Consider the following 19,686-nt stretch of genomic DNA (forward strand, 5'->3'; position numbering starts at 1 on the left):
CCACCCTCACCCCGTCCCTCGCCCTGCGCGACGGCGTCCCGGTGATGGCCTTCGGCACCCCGGGCGGCGACCAGCAGGACCAGTGGCAGCTGCACTTCTTCCTCGCCGTCGCCCTGCGCGCCGAGGTCCGCGGCGGCCTCGACCTCCAGGGCGCCATCGACGCCCCGAACTGGCACAACGACAGCTTCCCCGGCTCCTTCTTCCCGCGCGGGATGCGCCCGGGCAGCGTCACCGTCGAGGAGGGCATGGACCCGGACGTCGTCGAGGAGCTGCGCCGGCGCGGCCATGACGTCACGGTCGGCGACCCGTGGTCCGAGGGCCGGATGTGCGCGGTCGCCCGCGATCCGGAGACCGGGGTGCTGTCCGCGGCGGCCAACCCGCGGGGCATGCAGGGGTACGCGGTCGGGCGCTGACCGGGCACCGGCGCGGTCATGACCGGGGGCCGCCCGGCCGGCACCGGCCGGCCACGTTCCCGTCATGACCGGGTCGTCGGCGTCCGGACAGCCCGTGCTTAGCTGGGGGCATGATCGATGACTTTCTCGCCGGGGACCTGACCGAGGTCGAGGCGGCGGTCCGCGCAGCGGCCGCCGCCGAGATCATGCCGCGCTACCGGCAGCTCGCCGCGCACGAGATCGTCGAGAAGAACGGTCCGCACGACCTCGTGACCACCGCGGACCGGCTCGCCGAGGAACACCTCACCGCCGCCCTGAGCCGGCTCCTGCCCGGTTCCGTCGTCGTCGGCGAGGAGGCGGTCCACGCCGACCCGGAGGTGTACGAGGCGCTGAGCGGCGAGGCCCCCGTGTGGATCGTCGACCCGGTCGACGGCACGCGCCAGTTCGTCCGCGGCGAGCCCGGGTTCTGCACCCTGGTCGCCCTGGCCCACCGCGGCGAGCTGCTGGCCTCCTGGACGTATGCGGCCGCCCTGGACGAGATGGCCGTCGCCGTCCGCGGCCGGGGTGCCACGCTCAACGGCACGGCGATACGCTCCGGCTCGCCCACGCCCGACGCCGTACTGCGGGTGGCCATGTCGCACCCCGACTACACCACCGACGCGCAGAAGAAGGCCCTGCTCGGCCTGCGCACCGAAGGCATCGACGCCCGCCCCTGCGGCTCGGCCGGCCTCGAATACCTGGCCGTCGCCCGCGGCGAGCTCGATAGCGTCGCATTCAACTGGGAGTACGCCTGGGACCACGCGGCGGGCCTCCTGCTCGTCACCGAGGCGGGCGGCACCCAGGCCACGCTGTCCGGTGTGCCGTTCCGTATCGCCGGCGGCAACGACCTGCCCTTCACGGCAGCCCGGGACCGCGCGACGGCCGACCGCGTCCTGGCCGCGCTGCGCACCGGGGCCTGAGAGAGGCGGTCCGGGGCCTGAGCGAGGCGGTCCGGGCACGGTGACCGGGCGCGTCCTTCAGCGCGACCGGTCCGCCCGGTCACCGTCGGTGGTTTCCGTCCCGCAGGACCTCGCGCACGTCCCGTACGACCGTCGCGGCCGTCTCCAGGGCCGCCGGGTCCAGCCCCGTGAGCGCCTCGCCGACCCGTGCCGCGAAGTCCGCGGGCGTGTCCGGCAGGGCCGCGGCGGCGGCCAGCGCGCCCTTCTCGTTCAGGCACCAGGTGCGGTGGTGGGCGTGCAATGACTGGGCGAGGATGCCGAACGCCCGGGACAGACAGAGCGAGACATGGAGCCGGTCACCGCCCGGTGCCGACTTGGCGGCCGCCCCGACCGAGAACTCCGCCTCCCAGGACGCCTCGGCGAGCGCCTCGCGCAGCGGCTCCGGATAGTCCGACGTCTGCTGCTGAAGCGCCGTCAACTCGCCGTGCGGATCGGCGAGTACACGGCCGAGGGCGACCTCGCCCGGATAGGCGGGGGACCAGAAGCCCAGCGGATGCCCGGGCTGGACCCCCACCTCGAAACGGCCCCGGCGGCAATCCGACCAGACCGCCTCGACCCGGTCCAGATCGCGCAGGATCCAGTCGACCGGAACACCGTCCACCCGCAGCCACGCCCCGCCGTTCACCCACGGCCCCCAGCCGCCCGGCCCGGCCACCTCGACCGGAGAGCCCTGGAACCCGGACGCCAGCGCGGTCAGCGCGGCGAGGTCCGGCGTGCCCCGGTAGTAGAGGCCCAGGTCCCAGTCCGAGTCGGGCCGATGGGTGCCGCGGGCCCGGCTGCCGCCGAGGACGACGGCGCGGACGCCCGGCACCGCGGTCAGCCGCTCCGCCATCTCTTCGATGCTCCGCCGCGGGGCGGATTCCTCCGCTTCCGGGGAGGCGACGGGAGGAGGGTTCGGGTGCGCCGGACGGGCGGGGTTCGGGGTATTCATCGGACGGGCACGGTACCCGCTCCCGGACTGTCGGTGCCTGCGAATATCCTGGGCTCTCAGACCGTCGGCTGACAAAGGAGTCCGAAGGTGCCATCGATGCTCGATGCGGTCGTCGTGGGGGCGGGCCCCAACGGACTGACCGCCGCAGCCGAACTGGCCCGCCGTGGCTTCGCCGTGGAGGTCTTCGAGGCCGGGGAGACCGTCGGCGGCGGAGCCCGTACCGAAGAACTCACGCTGCCGGGCTTCCGGCACGACCCCTGTTCGGCGGTCCACCCGCTGGCCATCGGCTCACCGGCCTTCGGCGCGATGCCCCTGGCGAAGCACGGCCTGGAGTGGCTGCAGCCGCCGCTGGCCCTGGCCCATCCGTTCCCGGACGGCTCCGCGGCCGTGCTGGCCAGTTCGGTGGGGGAGACGGCCATGGCGCTCGGACCGCGGGACGCGGGGGCCTACCGCAGACTCCTCGCGCCCTTCCTCGGCCACTGGGACACGATCGCCCAGGACTTCCTGCGCACCCCGTGGGACGGACTGCCCCGGGACCCGTACCGCTGGGCGCGCTTCGGGCTCGACGCGATCCAGCCCGCCACGCTCCTGTCCCGCCGCTTCCGCGACGACAAGGCCCGTGGCCTCTTCGCCGGACTCGCCGCCCACGCCATAGCCCCCACCAGCGGACTCGCGACCGGCGGCATCGCCCTGCTCTTCGCGCTCGCCGCGCACGAGAACGGCTGGCCTGTGCCGCGCGGCGGCTCGCAGGCCATCTCCGACGCCCTCGCCTCGTACCTGCGGGAGCAGGGCGGCACCATCCGTACAGGCACGGAGGTCAAGCGGCTGGACGAGCTGCCGCCGGCCCGCGCCTACATCTTCGACACCTCACCGACCGCGCTGGCCCGGATCGCCGGACTGGGCAACGCCTACCGGGGATATCGCTACGGAGCCTCCTGCTTCAAGATCGACTACGCACTGTCGGGCCCCGTCCCCTGGACCGCCGAGGAGGCCCGCCGGGCGGGCACGGTCCACGTCGGCCCCACGGCCGGCGAGATCGACACCGCGCTGCGTGCCGCCGTGACCGGCCGGGACCCGAGCGTGCCCTTCCTCATCAGCGCGCAGCCCAGCCTCACCGACCCGTCCCGGGCCCCCGAGGGCAAGCAGGTCTTCTGGGTGTACGGACACGTTCCGGCGGGCTGGGAGGGCGATGCCACCGATGTCATCGAACGCCAACTGGAGCGGTTCGCCCCCGGCTTCCGCGACATCGTCCTCGCCCGCGCGGTCACGGGCCCGCCCCAACTCGCGGTGCGCAACGCGAACTACGTCGACGGGGACATCGCCTGCGGCGCCTTCTCCGGGCTGCAGACCGTGATCCGCCCCCGGCTCGCCCGGGTTCCGTACGCGACCGCGCATCCGTCCGTCTACATCTGCTCGTCGGCGACCCCGCCCGGTCCGGGCGTGCACGGGATGTCCGGTCACCACGCGGCGAAGGCGGTGTGGCGGCGGTTGCGCCGATCGGGGCCGTCCGGCGGTCGTTGACGTCCGCCGCGCGCGGTCGGCCGCCACGGACCCGCGTACCACGGCATGATGGCCGGATGCGCACACCTTCCGCCGTCACCGTCACCCTCGTACGGGGCGACATCACCCGGCAGTCCGTCGACGCCGTCGTCAACGCCGCGAACTCCTCCCTGCTCGGCGGCGGCGGGGTGGACGGCGCGATCCACCGCCGGGGAGGCCCCGAAATCCTGGCAGCCTGCCGGGAGTTGCGCGCCTCGAAGTACGGCAAGGGGCTGCGCACGGGCCGTGCCGTCGCCACCACCGCCGGGAAGCTGGACGCCCGCTGGGTCGTGCACACGGTCGGCCCGGTCTGGAGCAGCGCCGAGGACCGCTCGGGCCTGCTGGAGTCCTGCTACCGCGAAGCGCTGCGCGTCGCCGCGGAGTTGGGGGCGCGCACCGTCGCCTTCCCCGCGATCTCCACGGGCATCTACGGCTGGCCGATGGACGACGGCGCCCGCATCGCCGTCCGCACCGTACTGGCGGAGGCCGCGGCACCCGTCGAGGAGGTGCGGTTCGTACTCTTCGACGCGCACGCGTACGTGGAGTTCGAGGAGGCGCTGGCGGCGGCGCGGGGCTGACAGCGGGTGGGCGAACTTCCGCCACGCCGACGGGCCGGTCCCGGACCGCCCGGTCGGCCGATCCGGGACCGGCCGGGCGGGCCCTGCTCGGACCGCCCGGCCGGCCGAGCTCAGACCGCCGCTCTGGCGGGCCCGATGCCGTCGACGTCGAAGGTCACCTGGTCCTCGTAGCACCACCACCACGTCTCGCCCGGCTCGTAGGAGCGGATCAGGGGATGGCCGGTGGCCTCCCGGTGGGCGGTGGCGTGCTTGTTGCGGGAGGAGTCGCAGCAGCCGACCTGCCCGCAGCTCTGGCATTCGCGCAGATGCACCCAGGTGTCACCCTGGGCGACGCACTGCGGGCACGAGTCGGGGCTGTCCGGAGTGACACGCCTGACCTGGTCCAGATGCGAACAGATCGGCGCGGGCGTGTCCGTCATGGCGGGCCCTCTCTCGTGTTCCGCGCTACGGGACCGGTGAGCAGGTCCCCGCAGGCCGGCGGGCAGGAGACCCGCCCATAGGTGTCAGGACTCTTTCCAGGCTCTCACCGGGACATCGGCTGTCAACTTCAGAGCCTTCTGACCGGCGGCCGGAGAAGTCCTGGCAGCTGAAGGCTGATGTCGGATTCTCGCCAGCCCGCGCCGTGCCCGTGGCCCATGCTTGAACCATGCACACCGACACCGAGCGCTGCGTGAGGGCCGTCCAGTCCAAGGACGCCCGCTTCGACGGCTGGTTCTTCACCGCGGTCCTGACCACCCGGATCTACTGCCGCCCGAGCTGCCCCGTCGTGCCGCCCAAGGTCGAGAACATGAGCTTCTACCCGAGCGCCGCCGCCTGCCAGCAGGCCGGGTTCCGGGCCTGCAAGCGCTGCCGGCCCGACACGAGCCCCGGATCGCCCGAGTGGAACGCCCGCGCCGACTCCGTGGCCCGCGCCATGCGGCTGATCCGCGACGGGGTCGTCGACCGGGAAGGCGTCCCCGGCCTGGCCACCCGGCTCGGGTACTCGGCCCGGCAGATCGAACGGCAACTGCTCGCCGAGCTGGGCGCCGGACCCCTCGCGCTGGCCCGGGCGCAGCGGGCACAGACCGCGCGGGTGCTCATCGAGACGACCGGGCTGCCCATGGCAGAGGTCGCCTTCGCAGCCGGGTTCGCCTCGATCCGCACCTTCAACGACACCGTCCGCGAGGTCTTCGCCCTCGCCCCGGGGGAGCTGCGCGGCCGCGCCTCCCGGTCGGCGCGGCCGCCGGCCACGCCCGGGGTGATAGCGCTGCGGCTTCCGTACCGCGCCCCGCTCAACCCCAGCAACCTCTTCGGGCACCTCGCCGCGACGGCCGTCCCCGGCGTCGAGGAGTGGCGCGACGGGGCCTACCGCCGCACGCTCGACCTGCCGCACGGGCACGGCATCGTCGCGCTCACCCCGCACCCCGACCACATCGCCTGCCGGCTCGCGCTCACCGACCCGCGCGATCTCACCCTGGCCATCAGCCGGTGCCGCTGGCTGCTGGACCTGGACGCCGACCCCGTGGCCGTCGACGAGCAGCTGCGCGCCGACCCCCTGCTGGCCCCGCTGGTCGACAGGGCGCCGGGCCGCCGGGTGCCGAGGACCGTCGACGGCGCGGAGTTCGCCGTCCGGGCCGTGCTGGGCCAGCAGGTGTCCACGGCTGCCGCCCGTACCCACGCGGCCCGGCTGGTCACGGCGCACGGCACGCCCGTCGACGATCCGGAGGGCGGTCTCACGCACCTTTTCCCGGCGCCCGGGGCGCTGGCCGGACTCGATCCCGAACAGCTCGCCCTGCCCCGCAGCCGCCGCCGTACCCTCACCACGCTCGTCGGCGCCCTGGCGGACGGTTCGCTGCGGCTGGGCACCGACACCGACTGGGAGAAGGCGCGGGCCGAACTGATCGCGCTGCCCGGATTCGGCCCCTGGACCGTCGAGGTCATCGCCATGCGGGCGCTCGGCGACCCGGACGCCTTCCTGCCGACGGACCTCGGCATCCGGCGGGCCGCCGAGCAGCTCGGCCTGCCCTCGACACCCGCCGCGCTCACCGCACGCGCGGCGGGCTGGCGGCCCTGGCGGGCCTACGCCGTCCAGTATCTGTGGACCGTCGACGACCACCCCATCAACCACCTTCCCGCACAAGGAAGTTCCTCGTGACCACGCCTCGCACCACCACAGCGTCCCGACAGACCCGGCAGGCCCCGCAGACCCGACAGGCCCCGCAGGACCCGCAGACCCGACAGACCCGGCAGCACACGGTGATCGACAGTCCGTACGGCCCCCTGACCCTTGTCGCCACGGACCGGGTCCTCGCCGGCCTCTACATGACCGGTCAGCGCCACCGGCCGCCCGAGGAGACCTTCGGCGAACCCGACGCGGGCCCCTTCGGCGAGGCCGTCGAGCAGCTGAACGCCTACTTCGCCGGAGAGCTGCGGGAGTTCGCGCTCCGGATGGACCTCGCCGGCACCCCGTTCCAGCGTTCCGTCTGGGCCGAGCTCCAGCGGATTCCGTACGGCGAGACCCGTACGTACGGCGAACTGGCCGAGAACCTCGGCAAGCCCGGCGCCTCGCGCGCGGTGGGGCTCGCCAACGGCAAGAACCCGGTCGGCATCATCGTGCCGTGCCACCGGGTGATCGGAGCCTCGGGGAGCCTCACCGGATACGGCGGCGGGCTCGACCGCAAGCAGCGGCTGCTGGCCTTCGAGAACGGTACGGAGGCCGGCTCGCCGACCCTTTTCCAGTGACCGTACGGCGAAGGGCCCCGCGCGGCCGGCACGCGGAGCCCTTCGCCCGTCCTTCAGGACCGGTCAGCCGGTGAAGATCTCGACGACCGTCCAGATCGCCAGCCCCAGCATGCAGATTCCACCGATGCGCTGGACGGTCTTCAGCGGTACGCGCTTGGCGATGAACCGTCCCGCGAGCAGCGCGAGCGCCGACACGGACATCAGCGCGGCGGCGGAACCGATCGCGGTGGACCAGGCGCCGTTGCTCGCGGCCAGGTTGGCCGTCGTGATCTGGGTGAGATCGCCCCACTCGCTGATGAACACCGCCATGAACGCGGTGGAGTACACCGGCCAGAAGCCGGTGACCGTCTTGGGGCCGCCGTCCTCGTCGTCGTCGCCCGCGTCGGCCCGCAGCAGCATGAACGCGCCGAAGGCGAAGAGGGAGGCGGAGACGAGCTTGACGATCCAGTCGGGCAGCAGGCCGAGCAGACCGCCCGCGCCGACCGCGATGGCGACATGGACGATGAACGCGGACGACGTGCCGAACCAGACGTAGAGCGGGCGCATGCGCGTGCCCATGGCCAGCGACGCGAACATCGTCTTGTCGGGAAGTTCCGCGAGGAAGATCAGCCCGAAAGCGGTGATGATCGCCAGGGGGTCGAGATGCATTCCGGGTGGCTTTCTGTTGGAGCCGGGCCCCGGATCTTCCGCGAAGTGCCGCTGGGCCTTTTCGGAGGACCACTCGGCCCGGCATGACGGCACCGCCCACGGGGCGTGGGCGTGTCATACCTGACCGAAGGTCTCGCCCGCCCGCAATGATCCACGAGCCCGGCCACCGGGAACCCGGAGGTTCCAGTGTGTCGACGACCGGTTTGCAGGGCTACTCCCCTTCGCAGCCGTCAACGTTACCGCACCTGGTCCTCGGCCTTCCACGTGCGGTCCAGGAAGTCCGCGACCAGCGGTGCGATCTGCGGGAGGTGGTCCTCCAGGGCGAAGTGCCCGGTCGCGAAGAGATGCAGTTCCGCGTCCGGGAGATCGCGCAGATAGGCGCGGGCGCCGGGCTCGGTGAAGAACATGTCGCCCGTGCCCCAGACGATGAGCGCCGGCGGGGTGTGGGTGCGCAGCCAGTCCTGCCACCGCGGGTAGAGCGTCACATTGGAGTGGTAGTCGAAGGCCAGGTCCAGTTGCGGCCGGGTGCGGCCCGGCAGGTCCAGGAAGTGCTGGTCCAGCGTCCAGCCGTCCGGCGCCACGAGCTCGGGGTCCGCCGTGCCGCCCTCGTACTGCCCACGGGTCGCGGGCAGGGTCAGCAGTGACCGCACGGTGTCGGCGGCGCCGGGGGTCTCCGGGCGCAGGGCGATGAAGTCGCGGGCCTGCTGCGACAGCCCTTCCTCGTACGCGTTGCCGTTCTGCACGACCAGACCGGCTATCCACTCCGGGTGGCGGGCGGCGAGCCGGAAGCCGACGGGGGCGCCGAAGTCGAACACGTACATCACGAAGCGGGACAGTCCGAGCTGCCGCACGAAGCCCTCGGTGATGTCGGCGAGCCGGTCGAAGGTGTACGTGAACGGGCCGCCGGTGGTCGAGGACGCCGGGGCGTCGCTGTGGCCGAAGCCCGGGTAGTCCGGGGCGATGAGCCGGTAGTGGGCGCCGAGCGCGTCCATCAGCCGGCGGAACTGGTGCGAGGCCGACGGGAAGCCGTGCAGCAGCAGCATCACGGGCGCGTCGTCGGCCGCATCGCCGACGGGGAGTGACTCGCGGTAGAAGACACGGACGCCGTCGACCTCGATGTGCCGGTGACGGATGTGCGGAACAGCTTGAATCGCCATGTTCACATGCCTCCTGAGTGGCCCGATGCATTAGTTTTACGCCCGAGGGTTCTAATGCGTCAAGCGGGTGAGTTAGCGTTAGTGCCATGAATGGTGATGAGCCTCTGACCGGCGAGCTGCTCGCCCTGGACCTGCTCAACACGCTGCCGCACACGGCCGAGGGCCCTCCCACCGATCACCTGGCCGACGCCGCCGGTCTGCTGGCCTGGCTGGCGTTGGAGGGCGAGCGGCTGCCCGGGGCCGCCGGGGCGACGGAGGTGACCCCGGACGATCTGGCGGCGGTGCGCGCGGTCCGGGCGCACGCGGCCGCGGCCGTCGCGGCTGCTCGTCGCGGCGAGCGCCCGCCGGAAGGGGCCCTGCGCGGACTCAACGAGGCCCAGCTCGCCGCCCCCGCCGTCCGGTACCTGGAGTGGAACGGTGAGAGAGCCGTGGCCCACGCCCGCCGCGCCGGTCCGCTCGGGATGCGGGTCGCCGCGGCCCTGGCCGAGGAGGTGGCCGAACTGCTGGCGGATCCGGCGCTCGCGAGCATCCGGGAGTGCGAGGCGCAGGACTGCACGATGCTGTTCGTGCCCGCCCACCCCCGCCGCCGCTGGTGCTCGGCCGCGCGTTGCGGCAACCGTGCGCGGGTGGCCCGCTACTACCGGCGCCACAAGGGGGAGGAGGAGGGGGCGGAGGGCTCGCGGTAGGGGCCCGGTGCGCCTACTGTGCGGGCTTGCGCGCGAGCAGGAACGCCTGCGGAGTGGCCTCCAGCGGGTCGGCCGGCCTGACCAGGGCGGCGGTCACCTCGAACCCGCCTCGTCCGCCAGCCGTTCGAGCAGTGCCGGTAGCGCCTTGCCGATCGGCTCCCGGATCGTCTCCTGCGCCAGCGCGTCGTACGGCGTCGGCTCCGCGTTGACCACGATCAGCCGCGCCCCGTGCTCCGCCGCGATCCCGGCCAGCGAGGCGGCGGGCTGCACCTGGAGCGTCGTACCGACCGCGATGAAGACCTCGCAGCCCTTCGCGACCGCCATCGCCTCGTTCAGCACCACCGGATCGAGGCGTTCACCGAACATGATCGTGGCTGACTTGAGGATTCCGCCGCACACACCGCAGGGCGGATCAGGCTCGCCCGCCTCGACTCGGGCGAGGGCCTCGGCCATCGTCGAGCGGGCGTGGCAGCGGGTGCACACCACGTGCAGTGCCGTGCCGTGGAGTTCGAAGACCTTGCGCGCCGGGAGACCGGCTGCCTGGTGCAGCCCGTCGACGTTCTGCGTGATCACCCGCACGGGCACGCCCGACCGTTCCAGGTCGGCCACCGCAACGTGGGCCGCGTTCGGCTCGGCGTTCCACGTCGCACTGGTGCGACGCATCTGCCAGGAACGGCGGCGGATCTCCGGATCGGCCATGTACAGGTCGTACGTGACGAGCTTCTCGGCCTCCGGGTCCTTGCGCCAGAGACCGTTGGGTCCGCGGTAGTCGGGGATGCCGGAGTCCGTGGAGATGCCGGCGCCGCTGAGGATCGCCACGAGTGTCATGCGGGGAGCGTACGCAGCGCCCACCCCACCCCGCGAGGCCATTTCGCGTGCGGCCGCCGGTGGCCCCGCCGGGCTCAGGCGACAGGTGTCCCGTCCTCCAGTTCCACGGTGCCCGCGCCGGACTCCAGCACGGCCAGCGCCGCCCGGACCCGGCTGTGGAGCGCGCCGAGCAGATGGTTCCCGAGCTCCGCGGGCTCGACGAGCTTCCACGACAGGAGCTCCTCCTCCTGGACCCGGACCGCCTTCAGCTGCTCCTCGTCCAGCACCCCGCCGTCGTACACGTAGGCCACGATCGGCGGCCGCGCCGTGCCGCGCGTCCAGTCCACCGCGAGCAGCCGGCCCGGCTCCAGGTCGAGGCCGATCTCCTCGGCCGACTCGCGGCGGGCCCCCTGCCGCGGGGTCTCGCCGTCCGCCGACTCGATCGTGCCGCCGGGCAGTGCCCAGCCCTTCCGGTAGTTCGGTTCGACGAGCAGCACCCGGCCCCGCGCGTCACGGAAGAGGCAGGCTGCACCGGCCAGGACCTTGGGGAGACCGGCGATGTACGCGGCGTAATCGTTGGTGGTCACGTCGGCAGCGTAGTGGCCGGGTCCAGGGCACGGACACCCATGGGCAGGGAGGGGGTGCTGCGGATAAGGTCGGGGCGGCGCGACTGCCTGTTCGAAAGCAAAGGGAATCAAGGTGACGGACGGAGCAGTGATGGAGACCGCACGCGTGCTCGTCGCGGCGGACAAGTTCAAGGGCTCGCTCACGGCCGTACAGGTCGCGGAGCGGGTGACGGCCGGGCTGCGGCGCGTCGCCCCCGGGGTACGGGTCGAGACCCTGCCCGTGGCGGACGGCGGCGACGGCACGGTGGCGGCCGCGGTGGCCGCCGGATTCGAGCGCCGAGAGGCGCGGGTGACCGGGCCGCTGGGCGACCCCGTGACCGCCGCGTACGCGGTGCGCGAGACCACCGCGGTGGTCGAGATGGCAGAGGCCTCGGGCCTCCAGCACCTGCCCGCGGGCGTGTTCGCCCCGCTCACGGCCACCACGTACGGCTCCGGTGAGCTGCTGCTCGCCGCCCTCGAAGCGGGCGCGCGGACCATCGTGTTCGGCGTCGGCGGCAGCGCGACCACGGACGGCGGGGCGGGCATGCTGGCCGCGCTCGGCGCCCGGTTCCTGGACGCGGACGGCAAGCCCGTCGGCCCCGGCGGCGGCGGCCTCGCCGATCTCGCCACGGCCGACCTGTCCCGGCTCGACCCACGCCTCGGCGAGATCGACCTGATCCTCGCGAGCGACGTCGACAACCCGCTCACCGGGCCCAAGGGCGCTCCCGAGGTGTACGGCCGCCAGAAGGGCGCGAGCGAGGACGACATCGCGGTGCTCGACGCGGCGCTCGCTCACTACGCCTCCGTGCTCGGACCGGACCACGCCCGGCTGCCCGGGGCCGGTGCGGCGGGCGGTATCGGGTACGGGGCGCTCGTCGCGCTCGGTGCGCGGTTCCGGCCCGGGATCGAGGTGATGCTCGACGTCCTCGGCTTCGCCCCCGCTCTGGCCCGGGCGACGCTGGTCATCACCGGCGAGGGCTCACTCGACGAACAGACGCTGCACGGCAAGGCCCCGGCCGGCGTCGCCGCGGCGGCCCGTGCGGCCGGTATCGAGGTCGTCGCGGTCTGCGGACGCCTGGCGCTCGCACCAGAGGCTCTGGGCGGCGCGGGCATCCGCCGCGCGTACGCGCTCACGGAGCTGGAGCCGGACCCCGCGGTCTGCATGGCCGAGGCGGGGCCGCTCCTGGAGCGGGTGGCGGAGTCCATCGCGCGGGACTTCCTGAGCTGAGGTAACGGGGCGGGACCCTTTGCGGGCCCCGCCCTCGCACCTCCCCGCCCCTTCCCGTAACCGGGGCTCCGCCCCGGACCCCGCGCCTCACACGCCGGCGAGGCTGGGATTCAGCACAGTGAGACGCCTCCGGCGATCGAGGCGCGGTGGTGCGGGGTGCGAGGGTGCGGAGGCGTCTCACTGTGCTGAATCCCAGCCTCGCCGGCGTGTGAGGGTCAAGCGGCTGGTCCTGAAGCTGCCCCCGGCGGCCGCCCGTTGGTCCACACCGGGGCCGGCCAGGTGCCGGTGCAGGCCGGCGGATCGGCGTACCAGCCGGAGTTACCGGTGCCCCGGGTGATCTGGAAGCCGCTGCCGACACAGTTGTGGATCGGGTTGGACTGCGCGATGTGCGTGGCCACGACGTTGTTGAAGGTGGCCGTGCCCGGCGACTGGATCTGCAGTGCGTAGGTGCCGGCGCCGTCGATCCTGATGTGGTCGAAGTGCAGCCCGTTCGTCGCGCCCTCGATGAGGTGGATCGCGGCGTAGGAACTGTCCAGCACCTCGGTGTCGGAGATGTTGACCGTGGCGTTGATCGGTTCGTTGAGCCCGCTGAACCAGATCGCGCCGACGCCGAACTGCCAGTTGTAGTCGTTGTTCCCGGTACGGATCAGGGTGTTGCGCGCTGCCGTGGTCGTACCGGAGACGGCTGTGCCCTGACCGGAGTTGACGCCCGGGTAGCGGTTGGCGATGTGCAGGCCGCCGCCGTTGGTGAGGGTGTCCGACATGACGTTGTCGGAGATGGTGATGTCCTTGCCGCCGTACGTGACGATGTTGTTGGCGAGGATCGGCAGGATCACGGTGTTGAACGTGAATTTGTTCTTCACGTTCGGGACGTTCTCCGCCCACATCGCCAGACCGTCGTCACCGGTGTTGCGGACGAAGGTGTTGGTGACCGTGGAGTTCGTGACGCCGTAGTGGAAGTTCACGCCGTCCGCGGTCTGGTCCAGGATGCGGCTGTTCTTGATGGTGAAGTTGTCCATCGGGCCGTCCATCCAGGCGCCGCACTTGGTGTGCTGCATCCAGACGTTGTCGACGGTCGAGTCGGACAGCGCCCCGCCGATGGCGTTGACCTGGTCGTTGTCCTCGCGCTCCCGGATGTCGCCGATGATGGCGAAGTCCTTGAGCGTGACGTTGCGGCTGCCGCCCTGCGCGGCGTACTTGCCGTAGACGCCGACGGCCTTGCTGCGGTTCGACGGGTCACGGCCGGTCAGGACCGAGTACCAGGGACCGGCGCCGCGCAGCGTCACCTGGTCCACGACGATGTGGTCGCGGACCAGGAAGGTGCCCTGCGGGATGTACACCTCCCTGCCCTGGGCCCTGCCCGCGTCGACGGCCGCCTGGATCTTGGCGGTCGAGTCGGCGGACCCGGTCGGGTCGGCGCCGAAGTCGGCAACGACGTCGAGGGCGCCCGAGGGCCTGGCGGTGGGCGCGGCCACCTGCTCGAAGTCCGCCAGGTCGATGGTGAACGACGGTGAGGCGGCGGTGGAGGAGACCTGTAGCCGGACCTTCGTGCCGGCCGCGAGGGTCGACCCGAACATGGTTCTGGTCTCGTCGTAGAAGTGGTGCGGGTTGGTGTCCCCCGGGTTGTTGTTGAACGGGTAGCCGCCGTAGTACCAGCCGTACGTCGAGGTGACCGGCACCGCCTTGGGCGAGGCGCCGTTCACCGTCACGTCGATCGAGGCGTCCCGGCCCGATCCGGCGGCGTTGTCCGGCAGCGAGTACCGGAAGGACATGGCGTTCGCGGGTGCGGTGAGCGTGAACTCCACGTACTCACCTACCGCGTCCAGCGTCACGGCCTGCCGGCCCGACGCTTCCGAGGGCAGAGTGCCGTACAGGCGGTTCGGGCCGATCAGGGTGCCGTTCGTGGCGGCGTACTCGGCTTCCTGCTCCTTGAACGGAACGGTCGCACCGCGACCGGGAACGGCCAGGGGGGAGGGGGCCGGGACTCCCGCGGCGGCGGCCGGTGGCGCACCGGCCAGCACCACGGCGGCGGCGGTGCCGAACGCGGCGATGGCCAGCGCGAGAGAGGCGGACAGGGATCGTCTGACCAACTGGCGTCGGGGTGGTGGGGTCACGTCTCAGTCGTCCTTGCGGCTCGTGGGGGCTCTTCGGACGCCCCACAGGCTAGGAGCAGTGACGCAAGGAAGTCCACGCTGCTGCGCAAGATTCTATCTTCAGTACTCAAATTTGCGACGAAGTGATGTGAGAATCTGGCGTTCTGGACGGGTTGGTCGGTCCGGCCATACCTGCGCGCCGAGGTCGTGACGCCCGGCGCCCGGTGGCGGCCGTGACGGAGAAGGTGCGTCCTGGCGGGAAAAGTCAGGATCTCGCGCCGGTCGGTCGCCATGGATGTCGCCGCGACCCATTGACAGTGCGGCGGTGTGCTGGCTTCATGCTTGGGAGCGCTCCCACACCTTCTTGCTCTCCGGTCGAAAGGCGAAAACGAATGAAGTCGTTCAGGCGCGGGCGAAAGGGAACCCTGGTGGCAGCGGGGCTGGCCGCCGTCACTCTGTTCGCCTTATCGGGTACGGCTGACGCGCAGCCGGTGCGGGCTGCCGGCCCGGTGACCGCGGGGACGGGGGAGAGGGCTCAAGCGGAACCCCGGGCGGAATCCCGTACACAGGCCACGACCGGCGCGGACTGGCTGCACACCGAGGGAAATCGGATCGTCGACGAGAACGGCCACGAGGTATGGCTGACCGGCGTCAACTGGTTCGGGTTCAATGCCACCGAGCGGGTCTTCCACGGCCTCTGGTCGGCCAATCTGGACACGCTCACACGGCAGATGGCGGAACGCGGCATCAATATCATCCGGGTGCCGATCTCCACCCAACTGCTCCTCGAATGGAAGAACGGACAGGCGACCGTACCGAGCGCGGTCAATTCCTGGGCGAATCCTGAGCTGAAGGACAAGACGAGCCTTCAGGTATTCGACGCCTTTCTCGATGTGGCGGACAAGTACGGCATCAAGGTCATGCTTGACGTGCACAGTGCCGAGGCGGACAACGCCGGGCATATCCACCCCGTCTGGTGGAAGGGTTCGATCACCACCGAGCAGTTCTACACGGCCTGGGAATGGGTGACCGACCGCTACAAGTCCGACGACACGCTGGTGGCGATGGACATCAAGAACGAGCCGCACGGCAAGCAGGGCGACAGCCCTCGGGCGAAATGGGACGGCTCCACCGACCAGGACAATTTCAAGTACGCGTGCGAGACGGCGGGAAAGCGGATTCTCGCCGTCAACCCGCATGTACTGATCCTCTGCGAGGGAATCGAGGTCTACCCGCGGGACGGAACGGACTGGTCCTCCACCGACGCGGCGGACTACGCCTCCAACTGGTGGGGCGGCAATCTGCGCGGCGCGGCGGAGCACCCCGTGGACCTCGGGGCCCAGCAGGACCAGCTCGTCTACTCCCCGCACGACTACGGGCCGCTCGTCTTCGCCCAGCCCTGGTTCCAGGGCGAGTGGAGCCGTACGACGCTGGAGCGGGACGTCTGGGACCCGAACTGGCTCTACCTCCACAAGACCGGCACGGCGCCCCTGCTGATCGGCGAGTGGGGCGGTTTCCTGGACGGCGGGCCCAACGAGAAGTGGATGACCGCCCTGCGTGACGTCATCGTCGAGAACCGCATCAGCCAGACCTTCTGGTGCCTCAACCCGAATTCCGGCGACACCGGCGGCCTGCTCGGCTACGACTGGGCGACCTGGGACGAGGCGAAGTACGCCCTGCTGAAGCCGGCCCTGTGGCAGGAGGACGGCGCCTTCGTGAGCCTGGACCACCAGACCCCACTCGGCGGCGAGGGCAGCACGACGGGCATCAGCCTCACGGACCTGTACGGCTCCGGCTGAGGCGCCGGGCACCGCGACGGCGACACCGGGACGGGCACGCACGAGGGCCCGGATGCTGGGGAGCATCCGGGCCCTCGTCACTTGCTGTGCTGTGCGGGCTACGGCAGCTGGGCCGCTCGCGCCTCGCGCCGGTTGTCCCGGAAGCTGTTCACCCGGCGGGCGGTCGCGAAGAGCGGGATGACCGCACCGAGGACCACCTGGAGCGCGCAGCCGGTCTGCAGGAGCAGCTGACCACCGGGGGCGTCGAACGCCCACGCGGCCAGGAGTCCCATCGCGGCCACGATCCAGCCGAGCATCGCCACCGCGAGAACGCCCCGCGGCTTCGGGTACTCGACCCGGCTGACCATGAGCCACGCCACTCCGACGATCGCGAGCAGCGTCGGCACGAAGGGCAGCTCCAGGAGCACGATCGAGATGACCGTGAGCGCCCCGAAGGGGCTCGGCATGCCCTGGAACATGCCGTCCTTCAGGGTCACGCAGGAGAATCTCGCAAGCCTGAGCACCACCGCCAGCAGCACCACGATCGCCGCGAGCGCGGAGACCCGCTGGTGTGCGTCGTCCGCGACCATGCCGTACACGAGGACGAAGTACGCCGGGGCGAGCCCGAAGCTGACCAGGTCCGAGAGGTTGTCCAGCTCGGCACCCATCGGCGAGGAGCGCAGCTTGCGCGCCACGAGCCCGTCGAACAGGTCGAAGATCGCCGCCATGAGCATGAGGATCACGGCGGTGGCCGCGGAGTGCCGCGCCATGCCGCTCTCGTCGCTGCCCGTGAGGTGCGGGATGAGGATCCCCGTGGTGGTGAAGTACACCGCCATGAATCCACACGTGGCGTTACCGAGAGTGAGGGTGTCCGCTATCGACAGCCGCATCGAGAGCGGCATGTCCTCGGCGTCGTCCTCCGCCTCGGCCTCCGGCACCCAGCCGGCCTGTGTGTCCGGATCAATCACGGTCAATTCGAGTCACCCCCGCGGTGGTGGCCTGTCCGACCTCGACCGCGACATCGATACCTTCCGGAAGGTAGATGTCGACCCGGGAGCCGAACCGGATCAGGCCGACGCGCTCGCCCTGCTCCACCTTCGTGCCCTGCGGGATGTACGGGACGATGCGGCGGGCGACCGCACCCGCGATCTGCACCATCTCGATGTCACCGAGCTCGGTGTCGAAGTGCCAGACAACGCGCTCGTTGTTCTCGCTCTCCTTGTTGAACGCCGGAGCGAACCCACCGGGGATGTGCTCGACCGATGTCACCGTGCCGGCCAGTGGCGCGCGGTTGACGTGCACGTTCAGCGGGCTCATGAAGATCGCAACGCGGGTGCGTCCGTCCTTCCACGGCATGATGCTCTGCACCACGCCGTCGGCCGGTGAGATGACGCGCCCCTGGGTGATCTCGCGCTCGGGGTCGCGGAAGAACCACAGCATGCCCGCCGCGAGCGCGGTGGTGGGCACGGCCACGGCCGCCCAGCGCCCGGACTTGCGGGCCCGGGTCAGGCTGAGTGCGGCGGTGGCGACGGTCGGCAGGAGCCACGGCGAAGCTCCGCGTGCAAGGCGGACCCCGCCGCGTGGTGCAGAGGTATGGCTGTCGGGCATGGATGACCTTCGTAGCGGATGATGCCGCGCTGGCAACGGGGGACGGCGGCTTTTCCGGCGATGTTATCGGTTGCTGACCGCAACTGGGCAAGCCAGCAGCCGAGTCGGACGTCTGGAAGGCACCGGATGAGGATGACAGGGTGTGATCTTCTTCGCGGCTAAATCGCCGCGAATGGGACAATCAACCCTGGAAACGGTACTCCTCGAGGAGTCGGCGCCCGATGATCATTTTCTGGATCTCGGCGGTACCTTCACCGATCAGCAGCATCGGGGCCTCACGGTAGAGGCGCTCGATCTCGTACTCCTTGGAGAAGCCGTAACCGCCGTGGATACGGAAGGCGTCCTCGACGACTTCCTTGCAGTACTCGGAGGCGAGGTACTTCGCCATCCCTGCCTCCAGGTCGTTCCGCTCCCCGGAGTCCTTTTTGCGCGCTGCATTTACCATCATCGCATGCGCGGCCTCGACCTTGGTGGCCATTTCGGCCAGCTTGAACTGGATCGCCTGGTGCTGGGCGATCGGTTTTCCGAAGGTGTGGCGCTGCTGCGCGTAGGAAACGCCCAGTTCGAATGCACGCTGCGCGACGCCGCAGCCACGCGCAGCCACATTGACGCGGCCGACCTCCACGCCGTCCATCATTTGGTAAAACCCTCGGCCGGTGGTGCCGCCCAGCACACGATTGGCCGGAATGCGCAGTCCGTCCATGATGAGCTCGGTGGTGTCGACGCCCTTGTAGCCCATCTTGTCGATCTTTCCCGGGATGGTGAGGCCGGGCCGGACCTCGCCGAATCCGGGCTCCTTCTCCACCAGGAAGGTCGTCATCGACTTGTGCGGCGGGGTGCCCTCGGGGTGGCCTTCGTCACTCCGGCACAGGACGGCGACGAGCGAGGACGTGCCGCCGTTCGTCAGCCACATCTTCTGGCCGTTGAGGACGTACTCCTCGCCGTCCTTGACGCCCTTGGAGCTGATCGCCGAGACGTCCGACCCCAGCGCCGGCTCGGACATCGAGAAGGCGCCACGGACCTCACCCAGTGCCATCCGGGGCAGGAAGGTGTCCTTCTGCTCCTGCGTGCCGTGCTGCTTGAGCATGTACGCCACGATGAAGTGCGTGTTGATGATTCCCGACACACTCATCCAGCCGCGGGCGATTTCCTCCACACACAGCGCGTATGTGAGAAGCGACTCACCCAGCCCCCCGTACTCCTCGGGAATCATCAGCCCGAACAGACCGAGTTCCTTGAGGCCCTCCACGATCTCGGTCGGGTACTCGTCGCGGTGCTCCAGCTGGGTCGCGACCGGAATGATCTCCTTGTCGACGAAATCCCGGACCGTGGAGAGGATTTCCTGCTGGATGTCGTTGAGACCGGCCGTCTGGGCGAGTCGCGTCATGGCTACTTCTCCACGTTCTTCGGCGAAGGCTGCTTCAGCTCCGGGCGGCCGGGCTGTTCTCCGCCCCGCTCCTTGATGTACGTCTCGGTGGGGACCATGACCTTGCGGCGGAACACACAGACGAGCGTGCCGTCCTGCTTGTAGCCCTTGGTCTCCACATAAACGATTCCGCGGTCGCTCTTGGACCGTGACGGGGTCTTGTCCAGGACGGTGGTCTCGCCGTAGACCGTGTCGCCGTGGAAGGTCGGCGCCACGTGCTTCAGCGACTCGACCTCCAGGTTGGCGATCGCCTTTCCGGAGACGTCCGGGACCGACATGCCCAGCAACAGTGAGTAGATGTAGTTGCCGACGACGACGTTCTTGCCGAAGTCGGTGGTCTTCTCTGCGTAGTTGCTGTCCATGTGCAGCGGGTGGTGATTCATGGTCAGCAGACAGAACAGATGGTCGTCGTATTCGGTGACGGTCTTTCCGGGCCAGTGCTTGTAGACGGCACCGACCTCGAATTCCTCGTACGTGCGTCCGAACTGCAT

The 19,686-nt window shown here is 70.8% G+C and carries 19 protein-coding genes and 1 pseudogene; 9 read left to right on the forward strand and 11 right to left on the reverse strand.

Features of this window, described 5'->3' with window-relative positions:
- Positions 1–413: gamma-glutamyltransferase (locus EAO72_RS39585; RefSeq protein WP_187285360.1), on the forward strand; the 413-nt coding region annotated here is incomplete at its 5' end.
- A gap of 110 nt (positions 414–523) precedes the next feature.
- Positions 524–1,351, forward strand: a complete 828-nt coding sequence (locus EAO72_RS39590; RefSeq protein ID WP_148021813.1) for an inositol monophosphatase family protein — start codon at positions 524–526, stop codon at positions 1,349–1,351.
- 79 nt (positions 1,352–1,430) lie between these two features.
- On the opposite strand, the gene EAO72_RS39595 is transcribed toward EAO72_RS39590, so the two are convergent.
- Positions 1,431–2,222, reverse strand: a complete 792-nt coding sequence (locus tag EAO72_RS39595; RefSeq protein WP_148021814.1) for a nucleotidyltransferase domain-containing protein — start codon at positions 2,220–2,222, stop codon at positions 1,431–1,433.
- A 186-nt stretch (positions 2,223–2,408) separates the two neighbouring features.
- Between EAO72_RS39595 and EAO72_RS39600 the strand changes: the two genes are divergently transcribed.
- Both EAO72_RS39600 and EAO72_RS39605 read left to right on the forward strand, forming a co-directional pair.
- Positions 2,409–3,842 carry a phytoene desaturase family protein gene (locus tag EAO72_RS39600; RefSeq protein WP_148021815.1) on the forward strand — a complete coding sequence of 478 codons (1,434 nt, stop codon included), beginning with the start codon at positions 2,409–2,411 and terminating at the stop codon, positions 3,840–3,842.
- Positions 3,843–3,898: 56 nt separating this feature from the next.
- Positions 3,899–4,438, forward strand: coding sequence for an O-acetyl-ADP-ribose deacetylase (locus EAO72_RS39605; protein WP_148021816.1), 540 nt, complete (start codon positions 3,899–3,901; stop codon positions 4,436–4,438).
- Between the two features lie 110 nt (positions 4,439–4,548).
- Here the strand turns inward: EAO72_RS39605 and EAO72_RS39610 are convergent, their stop codons facing one another.
- Positions 4,549–4,857: a UBP-type zinc finger domain-containing protein gene (locus EAO72_RS39610; RefSeq protein ID WP_148021817.1), complete on the reverse strand. Its 309-nt coding sequence runs from the start codon at positions 4,855–4,857 to the stop codon at positions 4,549–4,551.
- 227 nt (positions 4,858–5,084) lie between these two features.
- Between EAO72_RS39610 and EAO72_RS39615 the strand changes: the two genes are divergently transcribed.
- Both EAO72_RS39615 and EAO72_RS39620 read left to right on the forward strand, forming a co-directional pair.
- Positions 5,085–6,572: an AlkA N-terminal domain-containing protein gene (locus EAO72_RS39615; protein ID WP_148021818.1), complete on the forward strand. Its 1,488-nt coding sequence runs from the start codon at positions 5,085–5,087 to the stop codon at positions 6,570–6,572.
- A 101-nt stretch (positions 6,573–6,673) separates the two neighbouring features.
- Positions 6,674–7,159: a methylated-DNA--[protein]-cysteine S-methyltransferase gene (locus tag EAO72_RS39620; protein ID WP_261991848.1), complete on the forward strand. Its 486-nt coding sequence runs from the start codon at positions 6,674–6,676 to the stop codon at positions 7,157–7,159.
- 63 nt (positions 7,160–7,222) lie between these two features.
- Here EAO72_RS39620 and EAO72_RS39625 read toward each other — a convergent pair whose 3' ends face one another.
- Both EAO72_RS39625 and EAO72_RS39630 read right to left on the reverse strand, forming a co-directional pair.
- Positions 7,223–7,807: a TMEM165/GDT1 family protein gene (locus tag EAO72_RS39625; protein WP_148021820.1), complete on the reverse strand. Its 585-nt coding sequence runs from the start codon at positions 7,805–7,807 to the stop codon at positions 7,223–7,225.
- Positions 7,808–8,043: 236 nt separating this feature from the next.
- Positions 8,044–8,964: an alpha/beta fold hydrolase gene (locus EAO72_RS39630; protein ID WP_148021821.1), complete on the reverse strand. Its 921-nt coding sequence runs from the start codon at positions 8,962–8,964 to the stop codon at positions 8,044–8,046.
- Positions 8,965–9,050: 86 nt separating this feature from the next.
- Between EAO72_RS39630 and EAO72_RS39635 the strand changes: the two genes are divergently transcribed.
- On the forward strand, positions 9,051–9,650 hold the full coding sequence (locus tag EAO72_RS39635; RefSeq protein WP_187285361.1) for an ABATE domain-containing protein: 600 nt from the start codon (positions 9,051–9,053) through the stop codon (positions 9,648–9,650).
- A gap of 93 nt (positions 9,651–9,743) precedes the next feature.
- On the opposite strand, the gene EAO72_RS39645 is transcribed toward EAO72_RS39635, so the two are convergent.
- A complete protein-coding gene (locus EAO72_RS39645) occupies positions 9,744–10,478 on the reverse strand; it encodes an SIR2 family NAD-dependent protein deacylase (protein WP_148021822.1) in 735 nt (244 codons plus the stop codon).
- Positions 10,479–10,552: 74 nt separating this feature from the next.
- Complete coding sequence (locus tag EAO72_RS39650) at positions 10,553–11,044, reverse strand: NUDIX domain-containing protein (RefSeq protein WP_148021823.1); 492 nt, start codon at positions 11,042–11,044, stop codon at positions 10,553–10,555.
- Positions 11,045–11,174: 130 nt separating this feature from the next.
- Here EAO72_RS39650 and EAO72_RS39655 point away from each other — a divergent pair, with 130 nt between their 5' ends.
- The gene (locus tag EAO72_RS39655; protein WP_148021824.1) at positions 11,175–12,290 is read left to right on the forward strand and encodes a glycerate kinase; all 1,116 of its coding nucleotides are present in this window, start codon (positions 11,175–11,177) and stop codon (positions 12,288–12,290) included.
- Between the two features lie 224 nt (positions 12,291–12,514).
- Here EAO72_RS39655 and EAO72_RS39660 read toward each other — a convergent pair.
- Positions 12,515–14,404, reverse strand: a pseudogene (locus tag EAO72_RS39660) (glycosyl hydrolase family 28-related protein); the annotation flags it as partial.
- Between the two features lie 470 nt (positions 14,405–14,874).
- On the opposite strand from EAO72_RS39660, the gene EAO72_RS39665 reads away from it, so the two are divergent.
- Positions 14,875–16,182 (forward strand): glycoside hydrolase family 5 protein, encoded by a 1,308-nt coding sequence (locus tag EAO72_RS39665; protein WP_261991779.1) that lies wholly within the window; start codon positions 14,875–14,877, stop codon positions 16,180–16,182.
- A gap of 98 nt (positions 16,183–16,280) precedes the next feature.
- Here the strand turns inward: EAO72_RS39665 and pssA are convergent, their stop codons facing one another.
- From pssA to EAO72_RS39685, 4 genes are all read right to left on the reverse strand, one after another.
- A complete protein-coding gene (pssA, locus tag EAO72_RS39670; protein ID WP_187285435.1) occupies positions 16,281–17,099 on the reverse strand; it encodes a CDP-diacylglycerol--serine O-phosphatidyltransferase in 819 nt (272 codons plus the stop codon).
- Positions 17,100–17,121: 22 nt separating this feature from the next.
- Positions 17,122–17,769, reverse strand: a complete 648-nt coding sequence (locus EAO72_RS39675; protein ID WP_148021826.1) for a phosphatidylserine decarboxylase — start codon at positions 17,767–17,769, stop codon at positions 17,122–17,124.
- Between the two features lie 181 nt (positions 17,770–17,950).
- Positions 17,951–19,156: an acyl-CoA dehydrogenase family protein gene (locus EAO72_RS39680; RefSeq protein WP_148021827.1), complete on the reverse strand. Its 1,206-nt coding sequence runs from the start codon at positions 19,154–19,156 to the stop codon at positions 17,951–17,953.
- A 2-nt stretch (positions 19,157–19,158) separates the two neighbouring features.
- On the reverse strand, positions 19,159–19,686 hold the full coding sequence (locus tag EAO72_RS39685) for a MaoC family dehydratase (RefSeq protein WP_148021828.1): 528 nt from the start codon (positions 19,684–19,686) through the stop codon (positions 19,159–19,161).

This window comes from Streptomyces sp. OR43 (assembly GCF_008042275.1).
GTDB lineage: Bacteria > Actinomycetota > Actinomycetes > Streptomycetales > Streptomycetaceae > Streptomyces.

Bases quoted from the DNA above. Each gene is read 5' to 3' on its own strand.
- EAO72_RS39655 (WP_148021824.1), top strand. From the start codon at position 11,175: ATGGAGACCGCACGCGTGCTCGTCGCGGCGGACAAGTTCAAGGGCTCG.
- EAO72_RS39645 (WP_148021822.1), bottom strand. From the start codon at position 10,478: ATGACACTCGTGGCGATCCTCAGCGGCGCCGGCATCTCCACGGACTCC.
- EAO72_RS39625 (WP_148021820.1), bottom strand. From the start codon at position 7,807: ATGCATCTCGACCCCCTGGCGATCATCACCGCTTTCGGGCTGATCTTC.
- EAO72_RS39680 (WP_148021827.1), bottom strand. From the start codon at position 19,156: ATGACGCGACTCGCCCAGACGGCCGGTCTCAACGACATCCAGCAGGAA.
- EAO72_RS39675 (WP_148021826.1), bottom strand. From the start codon at position 17,769: ATGCCCGACAGCCATACCTCTGCACCACGCGGCGGGGTCCGCCTTGCA.
- EAO72_RS39615 (WP_148021818.1), top strand. From the start codon at position 5,085: ATGCACACCGACACCGAGCGCTGCGTGAGGGCCGTCCAGTCCAAGGAC.
- EAO72_RS39590 (WP_148021813.1), top strand. From the start codon at position 524: ATGATCGATGACTTTCTCGCCGGGGACCTGACCGAGGTCGAGGCGGCG.
- EAO72_RS39605 (WP_148021816.1), top strand. From the start codon at position 3,899: ATGCGCACACCTTCCGCCGTCACCGTCACCCTCGTACGGGGCGACATC.
- EAO72_RS39630 (WP_148021821.1), bottom strand. From the start codon at position 8,964: ATGGCGATTCAAGCTGTTCCGCACATCCGTCACCGGCACATCGAGGTC.
- EAO72_RS39595 (WP_148021814.1), bottom strand. From the start codon at position 2,222: ATGGCGGAGCGGCTGACCGCGGTGCCGGGCGTCCGCGCCGTCGTCCTC.
- EAO72_RS39610 (WP_148021817.1), bottom strand. From the start codon at position 4,857: ATGACGGACACGCCCGCGCCGATCTGTTCGCATCTGGACCAGGTCAGG.
- EAO72_RS39685 (WP_148021828.1), bottom strand. From the start codon at position 19,686: ATGCAGTTCGGACGCACGTACGAGGAATTCGAGGTCGGTGCCGTCTAC.
- EAO72_RS39635 (WP_187285361.1), top strand. From the start codon at position 9,051: ATGAATGGTGATGAGCCTCTGACCGGCGAGCTGCTCGCCCTGGACCTG.